Origin of the sequence: Spirosoma profusum, assembly GCF_014699005.1 — a bacterium.
GTDB lineage: Bacteria > Bacteroidota > Bacteroidia > Cytophagales > Spirosomataceae > Spirosoma > Spirosoma profusum.
In genome coordinates, this window is record NZ_JACWZY010000016.1 from 54292 (window position 1) to 66726 (window position 12435).

Consider the following 12435-nt stretch of genomic DNA (forward strand, 5'->3'; position numbering starts at 1 on the left):
AGAGTGAAAGAATGAAAGAGTGAAAGAGCGAAGAAAAATAGCTAGTGCGTGGTTTATTCGCTCTTTCGCTCTTTCATTCTTTCGCTCATTATTTTTTTTACCACATCCATAACCTTCTCCGTCGCGCCAATGTTCCGCAGGACGTAGTGTCGACTGATAAGAGTGGCTTCTGACGGGTTTTCGTACTGCTTTACAAAAGCGGTCTGGAATTCTGACGTATCACGAACTGGAAACGCAGCTCCTTCCTTGATCAAATCCACAGCTTCCTGAAATTTGGTGTAATTCGGGCCGAAAAACAGCGGCATACCGAACGTAGCGGCTTCCAGAATGTTATGCAGCCCTTTGCCGAAAGCACCGCCAATATGGGCAAATTCGCCGTACTGATAAAGCGACGAAAGCATGCCAATATTATCAATAAATAGTACGTCGGCGGTTTGAGCGTCTGCTACGTTGGTCTGCGAAAAACGAATCGATGTTTTTGTCAGTTGCGACCGCCAGCGTTCAATTTCATCGTCGTGGATTTCGTGGGGAGCGATGATAACTTTTAGCGGTTTATCGAACTGATTGATGAAAGGCAGTAAAATTGCCATGTCGGCCTGCCATGCGCTGCCGACGACCAGTAGTGGTGTTTCACTTTTGAACGCCTGCGCAATCGGAATATCTTTTTTGGTCGACGCTACGTGCGCGACCCGGTCGAAGCGGGTATCGCCAGCTAGTGTTACGTTGGTCATGCCAATAGAAGCCAGTAAATCGACCGATTCCTGATTCTGCACCAGAATGTGATCGAAATAACCCAGCAGGCTTTTGTAGAATTGAGAAATCGGGCCTAGCTCCCGAAAAAAAAGCTGATTTGGCCGAAAGATAGTAGAGAACGAAATGATAGGAATGTTACGTTTGCGCAGTTCGTGAAGGTAATTGTACCAGAATTCGTACTTGATGAAAAAAACCATTTCGGGCTTTACCAACCGGACGAACTCCCGAGCGTTGGCCGGCGTATCGGCTGGCAAATACAGAACGTAATCGGCTCCAGCGTAGTTTTTTCGTACTTCATAACCGGAAGGGGAGAAAAACGTGAGCAGAATTTTATAGTTGGGATATTGTTCTCGAAATGCTTCCATCACCGGTCGTCCCTGCTCAAATTCGCCCAATGAAGCAGCATGAAACCAAACAATTGGAAACGCATTTCCGGCCAGGAAGGAGTTCAACGTTGACTGCCAGTTACGTCGACCAGTTACCCACTGCTGCGCTTTTTGGTTGAAGGGAGCCGCCAGTCGCAACAACCCCTGATACACTGCAATACCGGCATTATAGAATCCTGAAACCAAGCGAATACGTGATTAGTTATAGTGACAAAGCTACGAACTCACCCGCAAATCCTCCATTCATGCAAACTTACGACACACTAACCGAAGCCCTCGAAGGACTCCGCCAACAAGGCTTTACACGAGATTACAATCTGAAAGAAACTTGTCTGAAATGCCAGCAGGATGATATTGAATTGAATCCCAGTGATTTTGATATTGTGGATGTGTACCGTTTCGAAGGTATGACCGACCCCGGCGACGAGACTGTTCTTTACGCTATTGAAGCTAAAGATGGCCAACGTGGTACGTTAGTGGACGCTTACGGGCCTTATTCGGAAGCCATCTCGCCTGAAATGGCTGGGAAGCTGCGGGTTCGACAGGACGAATGACGAACTTTTCAAGCAAAAAAACTGCTTTACTATCAACAGAATAGTTGTTAAGGCAATGAATTGGAATAAATTAACAAACGATACTCAACTCGACGTTATCAAAGAAGAATCGGCGGAACAGCCCATCCTGATTTTCAAGCACAGTACCAGTTGCTCGATCAGCGCTATGGCACTTAGCCGGATGGAACGTAACTGGAGCGATCAGCTTGGTGTAAAGCCGTATTATCTCGATTTATTAGCCAATCGGCGAGCTTCGAATAACGTAGCAAACGAGTTTGGCGTTCATCATGAATCTCCTCAGGTGCTTCTAATACGTAACGGCGAGTGCGTATACGATGCCTCGCACATGGCGATTTCATTTGCCGGTTTGCAGCAGGCGGTATAGAAAAATAGTTGCTAGTGGTTAGTCAATAGTCGTCAGAAATTGACGTTGGCGACTGACAACTATTTTTACTCCTTCAGCGTAATTCTGGCGCGGTGACAGACGCCACCGATGGGTGGGTTGAATTTTGATACGCTAACTTCAACGCTCTGAAGGTCAGCGTATTTTGTGCGAATTTCCTGAATAATCTGGTGTGCTACGTGTTCGAGTAAGCGGGCGGGTTTCTTCATGACAGTCGCCGTAATGCGATACAAATCTTCATAATTGACCGTAGCACTGAGCCGGTCGCGTCGGGCGGCTTCTGAAAAGTCGGCCGTGACAATGATATCTACGGAATATTTGTTGCCGATTTTCTGCTCCTCATCATAAAAACCATGATAGGAGAAAAATTCAAGTCCTTCTAACGCAATTGTTCCCATACGAGGCAACTGCTACGTCGGGCCGATACGTTTTACTGGCTGACGTAGCAACGGTGAGTTAAATCTGATCGAAAAACGAACCGCCTTTTTTAGGTTGTTCTTCGGGTTCGGGAGTGTTGGCTTCGGCTAGTTCAGATTCAGGCGTGTGTTGTTCAACAGACGTCTCGGTTTCGGCGATTGGTTCCTGTATAGCTTGCTGCTGAGGTTGTTCCTCCTGCGAGTGCTCAATAGCTTCATCGAGTTTGTCGACAACGGCTTCATCCACTGGAATCGCTTCGGGTATAGAATCTTCGCGTTCGGTCAGCGGGGGCAGATCAGCAACGGGTTCGGCCTGAGCCTCCGCTGTCTCGGGCTCTGTTGGAGTTTCAACAGGTTTCGCTTTAGCCGTTTTTGCTGCTTTTTCGTTTTCAGCCTTAATTTCCTCGTGAATCTGGCCTGTCACTTCCTCGATTTTCCCTTTTAAATTTTGCCGTGCAAATTTCTTCTCGAATCGTTCCACACTGTCGACTGCATTGTTGGCCAGTGTACGAATCTGAAGGGCTAGATTGTCTTTATAACCCTCCAGCGCTTTGAAATCGTGCTCCAGCGATTTAAGGTCGTTAATGATATTATCTTTCAGGTAACGGGCCTGATTTTCGGCATCCTGAACGAGCAGGGCGGCTTTTTTTCGGGCTTCTGCCGTGATTTCGTCAGCTTTCTGCTGGGCTTCTGCTATTTTCTGTTCACCAGCTCTATTCGCCTGTTCAGCGATCTGGGCGCTTGTATCTTCAGCTGATTTGAGCGTACGGAACAGGGTCATTTCTACTTCTTTCAGCTTGTTTAGCTCTTTCTCCGCCAGTTCAAGCTGCATTTTTAACATCTTTTGTTCACCGGTTACGCGTTCCCATTCCTGCGATAATGAAATCAGGAAAGCGTCAACGTCATCTGGTTTATACCCGCGCAACGCCTTCTCAAATGTGTGCTGCCGGATTTCGATGGGCGTAATTTTCATTGGTGCGCTCCAGGGTTTGGTTTTAGAGCTAATTTGCTCGTACAAGGTGAAATAACGTCCATATTACGGATTTTACAACAAATAGCCAGAAAATTGAGCGATTGTCGTATGAATCAAAATTAGTTTATCAATTTCCATACCGAAATTGTCCGGTCGTCGCTGGCCGACAGAAGCAGCTCCGGTTGCCCGGTCCACAGTATTTTGTTGACCGACGTACCATGACCGGCGTGGCGTGCCTTGTCGACAACCTTGACCAAACGATACGTTTCAGCATCCCATATCTTAACGGATTTGTCCATGCTGGCCGTAGCAAATAGGCGACCGTCGCTGCTGAAAGCCAGATGGTTAATGGCAAACATGTGGGCCACTACGTCCTGTTGTAATACGTAATTGTTCTCTACATCCCAAACCTTCATATGTGCATCGCGACCGGCTGTAAGAAGGTAGCGAAAATCAGGCGAATAGGATACTGTGAATACGGAATTGGTATGCGCTGTTAACGTACGTTTCAGGGTATACGTTTCCAGATCGAAGATACGTACCATATTATCGCTGTAGCCCACGGCAAACTCACGCTCGACTGGATTGATGGTAATGCAACGCGCTGATTGACTCGACGCTTTTATGTGTTTACGAACTACTAACTGGTTCACATCAAGGATGGCAAGAACACCATCGGCCAGCGCTACAAAGGCATCGTCTTTATAGAGTTTTATGTCGAAAATAGCGGCTGTCGTTAGCTTTACTGAGTTTATCTCTCGTTTCTGAATCGGGTCTACAATGTGAAGGCCTTCATAATTCTGACCAATCCACAACAGGCCTGCATCGGGCTGAAACGCGAGGGCATATACGGACGCAGGTATACTGGCTACTAAATCGCCCAGGTCGGGTCGGTTTAAATTCCAACGTACCACTTGACCGTCTCCTCCCGCTGAGAAGAATTGATCCGGTGAAGGGCCTCGTTCCAGGCTGTACACACAATCACGGTGGCCACCGAACGTATCGATTTTTTCTACTATCACTCGATAAATTGGAGTAAGTTGCCACCAAAGGTCGCGAAACCTTTCATTTTGTCCAGCTACTTCCGACTTTTGATTTGTGACTTTTCAATTAGACATTCATTCAGACTGCATAGCTACACTTCGATCCATTACCGAAGATGAACCGACGCTACGTTCACATCTGCCGCTTACGGTTGCGGAAGAGGAGGAATTGGCATTAATCACTCATCCTGCGCAACGTATCGAGTGGTTGGCATGCCGGGTAGCCATTCAGCAACTGGTGCAGGCGCAGGGGCTAAACTATTCAGGATTGCAGAAAGACGAGTTCGGTAAACCGTATCTGATTGACTCGCCCTGGCATATTTCGCTGTCGCATACGGGTGGCTGGGCTGCTGCTGTATTGCATCGATCGCGGCCGGTGGGTATTGACATTGAGCCTATTCGCGAGCAGTTCAAACGAGTTGTACCGCGTGTTTTGTCGGAAAGTGAAATCGTAGATGCCCAGGGCGATCCCAATCGCCTGGCTGTGTATTGGTGTGCTAAGGAAGCGCTGTATAAATTGTACGGAAAACGTCAGCTCACGTTTCGCGAGCATTTGCACGTAGAACCTTTTGCTGACGGAGCCGAAAAACTTGTCGGTCATGTGCGTTTGCCAGACCACGCCGAACGGCTACAAATCAATTGTTTTCGTATTGGGCCGGGCTTGCTGGCGGTAGCGTATTAGTGGAAGGCCCCGACAGCCGGGAGGCTATCGGGGCCTTCCGTAGCTTCTAATCTACCTTACTCAATTTCACCGTGTTTGTCCGGCGCGACTGTGTTAGCGGCATACTGAGCGTATTGATAAAAATATCACCGGATTGTAGTTTTCCCTGACTAACCAACGTTTGTTTAATTCCGTCTACGGTTTGATCGACTGTTAGGCTAAGGTCGGGTTCGTAGGGCATCACCTGCACTCCCCAGTATAATCCCAGCGTGTTACGTAGCTGCGCATCGTTGGAGAATACGAACAAATCGGCCTTCGGACGATGGTGCGAAATACGTACCGCCGTATAACCTGAATTTGTGATACCAATAATTGCCTTCGCTTTGGTGTCACGCGCCAATCGGCAGGCACTCATTACTACGTTGTCATTCAGTACGTTCTGAGACGGCTCTTCGTTTACGTGAGCATGATAGCGATAATATATTTTATCGGTGGTTGCTTCTACCTGTAGAATAGTATTGGCCATGCTTTCAACCGCCAGAATGGGGTATTTCCCCGAGGCAGTTTCGGCGCTAAGCATCACCGCGTCGGCGCCATCCATTACTGAATTGGCGATGTCGTTGACTTCGGCGCGGGTTGGGCGAGGGGCATCAATCATGCTTTCGAGCATTTGCGTGGCCACAATAACTGGCTTGGCAGCCCTGTTGCATTTCTCGACCAGCATTTTCTGAATCATCGGCACTTCTTCGGCGGGCAATTCCACACCGAGGTCACCACGGGCAACCATCAGGCCATCAGTGGCTGCAATGATCGAATCAATATTCTGAATAGCTTCGGGCTTTTCGATTTTAGCTACTACGCGGCTTTTCTTACCCTGCGCTTTGATATATTCCTTGATTTCAATGATTTCAGACGCTTCCCGCACAAACGACAGGGCAATCCATTCAACATCGTACGTAAGACCAAATTCGAGATCGGCCCAGTCTTTCTCGGTAACCGCCGGCATCGAAACTTTCGTGTTTGGCAGATTTACTCCCTTTTTCGATTTCATCGGCCCTCCATAAACAACTTCGGTCACTACGTCGGTGCCCTCGGTACGTAGCACCCGCACTTCCAGTTTGCCGTCGTCCATCAGGATACGTTCGCCGGGATGTACGTCTTTGTACATGTCTTTATACGGCGTACTCACACGTTCGGCGGTACCCAGTACGTCGTCATTGGTAAAGACCAGTTCCTGACCGGGAACAATCATAACACCATCTTTATTTTCGACGTTGCCAATGCGGATTTTAGGGCCTTGTAAATCCTGTAATATGCAAAGGTTCAGGTTATATTCCTCATTGATTTCGCGAATACGCGTAAGCCGCATGAGGTGGTCTTCGTGAGTACCGTGAGAAAAGTTGAGCCGGAATACGTTCACACCAGCTTTGGCGAGCGCCAGCAACTGTTCTTTAGTTTCGGAAGCCGGTCCAATAGTGGCAACAATCTTGGTTTTCTTAGACATGAGGGGCAGAAAAATTGGGCAAATCGGGCACAAAGCCGGTGCAAAAATAACCGGATGGGCTTATAAACAGTGGAGTTTACGGAAATTTTACGGTTATAGTTCTATAAACCCGTTTGCCAAATCGTTGAGATATCATACGACGATTGGTTTGTTGACAGGTGCAATTGACAAAAGCTTATCAGAGCTTTAATGCTTTTTTAACCATCCCAATGAGTTAATACTATCTTTTTTTAGGGAGAATAAGTCTTTGTTTCGCTTTTATGTATGACTTTGTCATCATCCTTCCTGTCTATCTCAACTACTTATGGTCCACACATTTCTACCTGTTCAGTTTCTGAGTTATGCCAAGCCTGTAAAACAATACGTATCAATTGCCATTCGAATTGCCTTTTTTGTATTGCTGAGTCTGTCTGGCAGGGCGCAGAATTACACTGTCACTACAACGATGGATGGTACGTCTGCCAGCGGTACGGTGAATTTAAGAGGAGCAATACTAGCCGCTGATGCAGCAGGCGGCTCGCATACGATTACTGTGCCCGCCGGAACTTACAACCTTACTTTAGGGGCCATTGTATTTGGCAATAAGGCACAGAATATAATCATCAATGGTGCCGGCCCCAACAGTACCATTATTAATATGGCTGGTACAGGTAACAATCAGGATCGCATTTTTATGATTAATCCACCTGGTACAATCTCGAATATTCAAACCAGTATCACAGGTATCAAATTTACCAATGGTCGCCTGAAATCAGATACGTTCGGCGGTGGCGCCATCGTTGCAGGTGGTCCAACCAATACGTTGACCCTGACGAACTGTGTGTTTCAAAATAATATGATTGACCCTACTGTAGCGGGTTCGACAGGCGGTGGGGCTATCGCTTTTACGTTCGGTGGCACTTTGTCCATTGATCAATGTACGTTTACCGGTAACTCGGTTTCTACGAATGCGAACGCGGGTGGTGCTATTAACTTTTTTGCCTACAGCTCCAGTATTAATAATGTATACACATATCCGAATGGCACCTTATCGATCACGAATAGTACATTTAGTAATAACTCAGTAGGGACAAATGGTCAGGGTGGAGCGATTATCGTTGCGGCACAAGGATACTCAGCGAGTAATCCACCTATCCCGACTTTATCCATTTCGATTACTAAAAATAACTTTATCAGTAACAGTGCTCCAGGCGCAAACGGGTGGGGTGGTGCTATTTTAGCGACGAACTCATTCAGCCCTACTAATACATTCGCTATCAACTATAACCGCTTTGTGGGTAATACGTCCGGAAGTGGTAATGGCAGCGCGTTGTTTATGACAGATACGCAGGGCAGTGTCAATGCGGCCAACAACTGGTGGGGTTGTAACGGGGGACCTGCCAGTTGCAACGATAAAGCTTATCGCATTACGGGTAGCAGTTCGGGCGTATTAACCACAACACCTTATCTGCAACTACGTACTACGGCCGCCAATAATTCTGCCTGTACGGGCAATGGCGTCGGCATCAGCGCGGGTTTTACGACGAATTCAGCAGGGACAGTTATTGCCGCCAGCAACCTATCTGCCTTTACGGGGGTGTCTATTAGTTTCACACCTAGCTTGGGCAGCATTTCCAATGCACAGTCTACAATTCAGAGCAATGGATTAGCTACTGCTACGTTTACAGGCAATAGCGCAGGAAATGCTACAGTAAACGCTGCGACCGATAACGTACCATCAAATGATGCAACGGCCAGAGCTTCGATTATCCTTAATGCCGGACCAACCTTTAGCGCACAGCCAGCTACGGTGGCTACCTGTGTAGGTGGTACGGCTTCCTTCTCTACGACAGCCAGTGGAAGCGGTAATCTAACTTTTCAATGGTATAAAGGCGCTACGTTACTCAGCAACGGGAATACGGGCAACGGCTCAACCATCGCTATTACGTCCACTGCCACTACGTCCAAATTGACTTTTACCAACGTCGGTGCGGGTGACGCTGCAACGAATTATTCGGTAAAGGTAACGTCAGGTAATTCCTGTACGGCTAGCTCATCAAACGCTACACTCACGGTCAATTCTCCACCCAATGCTACGTTGGTGAACAACGGCCCTTTGTCGTGCTCTATGACCAGCGTAACGCTAACTGCTTCGGGTGGTATAAATTACGCTTTCTCGGGGCCTGGACTTAACCAAAACGGTGCTACGTCTACAGCCGTAGTCAGCCAGACGGGTACGTATTTGGTGGTTGTGACAAACGCCAGCGGTTGTAGTGCTACGTCTCAGACCAGCGTCACTCGTCTCAATCAGCCATTGGCGGGAATCACACAGCAGCCGGCCGCCAGTTCCGTCGTTTGTGAAGGTAGTGCGGTTACGGTGTCGGTCAGCGCGTCAGGAACGGTGAGCACGTATCAATGGTACAAAGATGGTGCTGCCATTACCAACGTAGCGTCAGCCACTACTGCTACGTTGACCCTGCCTGCGGTAACTACTGCGAATAGTGGGTCTTACTCGGTAGTCGTGACAGGTGCCTGTAATTCAGTTACCTCAGCCGTGTTTAGTCTGACGGTCAATGCCAGTACGGGTGGGATGTATACGCTTAAAACGGGCAATTGGAATGATGTTAGTGTCTGGTCCTGTAATCGATTGCCCTTAAGTACTGATCTGCTACAGATAAAGCATGTGATTACTATTCCAGCCAGCTACGTTGCCAATGCGAAGAAGATTAGTTTCGATCTGAACCAGCGCTTGATCTATGGTTTGGGTGGGAAGCTTACGCTCACGCCATAATCGAAATGATACGTTGTCATTATGGCGGCTTAGCCACAATCCAGTTATTTGCCCTTTACAAACAATCTACATCGGCTATGATGCTGACCTGGCGTAAGCCTTTGTCGGTCAGGATGTCGTTGATACGTTCCTGAATATAACTCTTAACGGCTTTGACATTTACTTTATCGCGTTCAATCTTGACTAGAATATCGAACAGAAACTGATTTCGGATGCGCTCGACCAATGGTTCTTCCGGTCCCAGAACACGGCTGCTGCCAAGGGCGTCGGTCAGTTCATCGGCCAGGCGTTGGGCTGCTTTACTGCTGGTGATTTTGTCAGTATGACGTACCGTTAGTTTAATTAGTCGCGAAAAAGGCGGGTAGTTAAAATCCTGACGTTCCTGAATCTCTTCTTCGAATAACCCTTTGTAATCATTCGTGATAATTTTTTGCAGAATGGGCTGCTGTGGATTAGCAGTCTGAATGAGCACTGTTCCCTGCCGACCGGCGCGACGGCCCGCACGACCGCTCACCTGCGTCAACATCTGAAACGCCCGTTCGGTAGCGCGAAAATCCGGGAAATGGATGAGTCGGTCCGCATCGAAAATACCGACCAGACTTACATTGTCAAAGTCTAATCCTTTGGTAATCATCTGTGTACCGACTAGAATATCGACCTGCCCGCTTTCAAACTCCTGAATAATCTGTTGGTAAGCGTTTTTGGCGCGGGTTGTGTCCAGGTCCATACGTAGCACCCGCGATCCCGGAAAGAAAATCTGCAACTGATCTTCCAGTTTCTCCGTGCCGAAGCCGATGGTACGTACTTTGGTGGAGCCACAGGCCGGGCAGGTACGTGGTACGGGATCTTTGTGGCCGCAGTAGTGGCAACGTAGTTCGGCATCGCGCTGGTGATACGTCAGACTGACGGCGCAGTTGTTGCATTCGGCGGTCCAGTCACAGTCTTCGCATTGCATGTAGGGCGAATAGCCGCGTCGGTTCTGGAACAGGATGCTTTGCTCTTTACGCTCCATATTCATTTCCAGCGCTGTGTACAGAACCGACGAAAACTCGTGCTTCATAAGCTTCTGCCGTTTTTCCTGCTGCGTATTGACCAGCAGGATGTTGGGTAACGTAGCATCGCCAAATCGCTGGAACAATTCGACTAATCCGTAGCGACCCAGTTTGGCCTGGTAATACGTTTCCAGAGAGGGCGTGGCCGATCCAAGCAGCACTTTGGCCTGCTGCCAGTGAGCCAGCATCATCGCTACGTCGCGGGCGTGGTAGCGGGGGGCGGGGTCGTGCTGTTTGTAGCTGGTTTCGTGTTCTTCATCAACGATAATCAGCCCCAGATTGTCGAAAGGCAGAAACACCGACGACCGGACGCCAACCACAAACTGATACTGACCAGATACAACGCCTTTCCAGACTTCAACTCGTTCGTTGTCCGAAAATTTGGAGTGATAAATCCCCATTTTATCCCCAAAGACGCGTTGCAGACGTACTACAATCTGTGCCGTCAGCGCGATTTCGGGAAGCAGATAAAGCACCTGCGTACCACTGGCCAGCGCCTGCTGAATCAGGTCGATATAGACTTCGGTTTTACCACTTCCGGTGATACCGTGCAGCAAAACGATATTCTGCTGCTCGAACTGCTTCATGATATTCTCCGAAGCACTACGTTGGTAATCAGTAAGTTTGATCTCAACCTGTGGCGACAACGTATCGGAGAAGCGTGGCTGTATGATCTCGAACGTCTCAAATACGCCGTTTTTGACGAGGGTCGTTAGCGACGACTGCGAAATCTCATCGTCCTGATTCAGAATGGTTTTGTCGAGCCCTTTTTGGTTGAGCGACGGATTCATCTGGACTGGTACGTGCCGCAGGTAGCGCATCACCACTTCCTGCTGTTTCGGCAGTTTTTCGAGCCGATTTAGTAGTACCAGAAGTTGCTCTCGTTCCTCGTAATTGGTGTGGAGCCGCACCTTACGTATCATTTTCGGGATGTACTTTTCGCGCACTTCCTCAAAAACAATAACGGCCTTCTTGCCCACCAGCGATTTGATCAGGGCCGGTACGTTGCTGCCTTCGCCAGCCAGTCGGCCCAATTCTTCGTACGACAGAGCCGGGTGTTTTTTCAATTCCGTCAGAAGGACTTCTTCGAACTCGGTCAGCAGTTCAGGATAATCGAAATCGGGGTTGTACTGTACTTTCGACTGGCTCGAAATTTTAAGTCCCGACGGTAAGGCTACGTTCATGACTTCTCCCACGCAGCACATGTAGTATTCGGCCATCCAGCGGAACAACTCGAGCTGATAACCAGTCACTAAAGGATACTCGTCGAGCACTTCACTGATGTAACGCGCCTGATAAGCAGTAGGTGGAGAATTATGCAGTCGGGCCACAATGGCGGTCATAACACGACTATTGTTTTTTCCGAATGGAACGATGACCCGGGCACCAATTTTAACCAAATCGGCCATTCCTCTCGGAACCCGGTACGTGAATAATCGAGGCACTGGAATCGGAAGAATCAAGTCGGCGAAGAACGTAACTTCCTCGCTATCAAATGTTGCAAACAACGTATTGAGTTGATCTTCCACGATTTATCCAGAGTGTTTACTACGTATTGTTTGCCGGAAACAAGGCTGAGCGATACGATTTGTGTGAATGCAAATTGGCCAGTCAGACGTACTATCAGGAGCGCCGTATCTACAAAGCTACACATTGAAGGGCACTCTGAAAAAGGCAATCCATCATCTATTTCGCATTCGTTACGTATGAGGAACAATAGACCGAAATTTCAATCAGGAAGCGTTCTGGCATCAATTTTGACGATACGGAGCCTCTTTTCGATACGAAAAATGAAGCAGTAGTCATGAATTCGTGACGCGCCACATTCGCAAATGGAGTAACTTATAAACGCCAAATAAGTGAACGTAACAGGGAATAAGTATACTGATAGTGACCAAAGAAAGGGTTGGAAAGTTACGA

The 12435-nt window shown here is 48.1% G+C and carries 10 protein-coding genes; 4 read left to right on the forward strand and 6 right to left on the reverse strand.

What is annotated here, in order from left to right; genetic code table 11:
- Positions 1-53: 53 nt before the first annotated feature.
- Positions 54-1325: a 3-deoxy-D-manno-octulosonic acid transferase gene (locus tag IC229_RS18540; protein ID WP_190888500.1), complete on the reverse strand. Its 1272-nt coding sequence runs from the start codon at positions 1323-1325 to the stop codon at positions 54-56.
- A 59-nt stretch (positions 1326-1384) separates the two neighbouring features.
- Between IC229_RS18540 and IC229_RS18545 the strand changes: the two genes are divergently transcribed.
- Both IC229_RS18545 and ytxJ read left to right on the forward strand, forming a co-directional pair.
- On the forward strand, positions 1385-1693 hold the full coding sequence (locus IC229_RS18545; protein ID WP_190888501.1) for a phosphoribosylpyrophosphate synthetase: 309 nt from the start codon (positions 1385-1387) through the stop codon (positions 1691-1693).
- A gap of 55 nt (positions 1694-1748) precedes the next feature.
- Complete coding sequence (gene ytxJ / locus IC229_RS18550) at positions 1749-2078, forward strand: bacillithiol system redox-active protein YtxJ (RefSeq protein WP_190888502.1); 330 nt, start codon at positions 1749-1751, stop codon at positions 2076-2078.
- A 65-nt stretch (positions 2079-2143) separates the two neighbouring features.
- Here the strand turns inward: ytxJ and folB are convergent, their stop codons facing one another.
- The 3 genes from folB to IC229_RS18565 form a co-directional block, all read right to left on the reverse strand.
- Entirely contained in the window at positions 2144-2494 is a 351-nt protein-coding gene (gene folB, locus IC229_RS18555; protein ID WP_190888503.1) for a dihydroneopterin aldolase, read from the reverse strand.
- A gap of 58 nt (positions 2495-2552) precedes the next feature.
- Positions 2553-3485 carry a DivIVA domain-containing protein gene (locus tag IC229_RS18560; RefSeq protein ID WP_190888504.1) on the reverse strand — a complete coding sequence of 311 codons (933 nt, stop codon included), beginning with the start codon at positions 3483-3485 and terminating at the stop codon, positions 2553-2555.
- A 119-nt stretch (positions 3486-3604) separates the two neighbouring features.
- The gene (locus IC229_RS18565) at positions 3605-4507 is read right to left on the reverse strand and encodes a WD40 repeat domain-containing protein (protein WP_190888505.1); all 903 of its coding nucleotides are present in this window, start codon (positions 4505-4507) and stop codon (positions 3605-3607) included.
- A gap of 76 nt (positions 4508-4583) precedes the next feature.
- Between IC229_RS18565 and IC229_RS18570 the strand changes: the two genes are divergently transcribed.
- Positions 4584-5210, forward strand: coding sequence for a 4'-phosphopantetheinyl transferase family protein (locus tag IC229_RS18570; RefSeq protein ID WP_190888506.1), 627 nt, complete (start codon positions 4584-4586; stop codon positions 5208-5210).
- A gap of 46 nt (positions 5211-5256) precedes the next feature.
- Here IC229_RS18570 and pyk read toward each other — a convergent pair whose 3' ends face one another.
- Positions 5257-6693 carry a pyruvate kinase gene (gene pyk, locus IC229_RS18575; RefSeq protein WP_190888507.1) on the reverse strand — a complete coding sequence of 479 codons (1437 nt, stop codon included), beginning with the start codon at positions 6691-6693 and terminating at the stop codon, positions 5257-5259.
- A gap of 304 nt (positions 6694-6997) precedes the next feature.
- Between pyk and IC229_RS18580 the strand changes: the two genes are divergently transcribed.
- Positions 6998-9463 (forward strand): beta strand repeat-containing protein, encoded by a 2466-nt coding sequence (locus IC229_RS18580; RefSeq protein WP_190888508.1) that lies wholly within the window; start codon positions 6998-7000, stop codon positions 9461-9463.
- Between the two features lie 55 nt (positions 9464-9518).
- On the opposite strand, the gene priA is transcribed toward IC229_RS18580, so the two are convergent.
- Positions 9519-12044 carry a replication restart helicase PriA gene (gene priA / locus IC229_RS18585; RefSeq protein WP_190888509.1) on the reverse strand — a complete coding sequence of 842 codons (2526 nt, stop codon included), beginning with the start codon at positions 12042-12044 and terminating at the stop codon, positions 9519-9521.
- Positions 12045-12435: the final 391 nt, after the last annotated feature.

Bases quoted from the DNA above. Each gene is read 5' to 3' on its own strand.
- IC229_RS18545 (WP_190888501.1), top strand. From the start codon at position 1,385: ATGCAAACTTACGACACACTAACCGAAGCCCTCGAAGGACTCCGCCAA.
- ytxJ (WP_190888502.1), top strand. From the start codon at position 1,749: ATGAATTGGAATAAATTAACAAACGATACTCAACTCGACGTTATCAAA.
- folB (WP_190888503.1), bottom strand. From the start codon at position 2,494: ATGGGAACAATTGCGTTAGAAGGACTTGAATTTTTCTCCTATCATGGT.
- IC229_RS18560 (WP_190888504.1), bottom strand. From the start codon at position 3,485: ATGAAAATTACGCCCATCGAAATCCGGCAGCACACATTTGAGAAGGCG.
- pyk (WP_190888507.1), bottom strand. From the start codon at position 6,693: ATGTCTAAGAAAACCAAGATTGTTGCCACTATTGGACCGGCTTCCGAA.
- IC229_RS18580 (WP_190888508.1), top strand. From the start codon at position 6,998: ATGGTCCACACATTTCTACCTGTTCAGTTTCTGAGTTATGCCAAGCCT.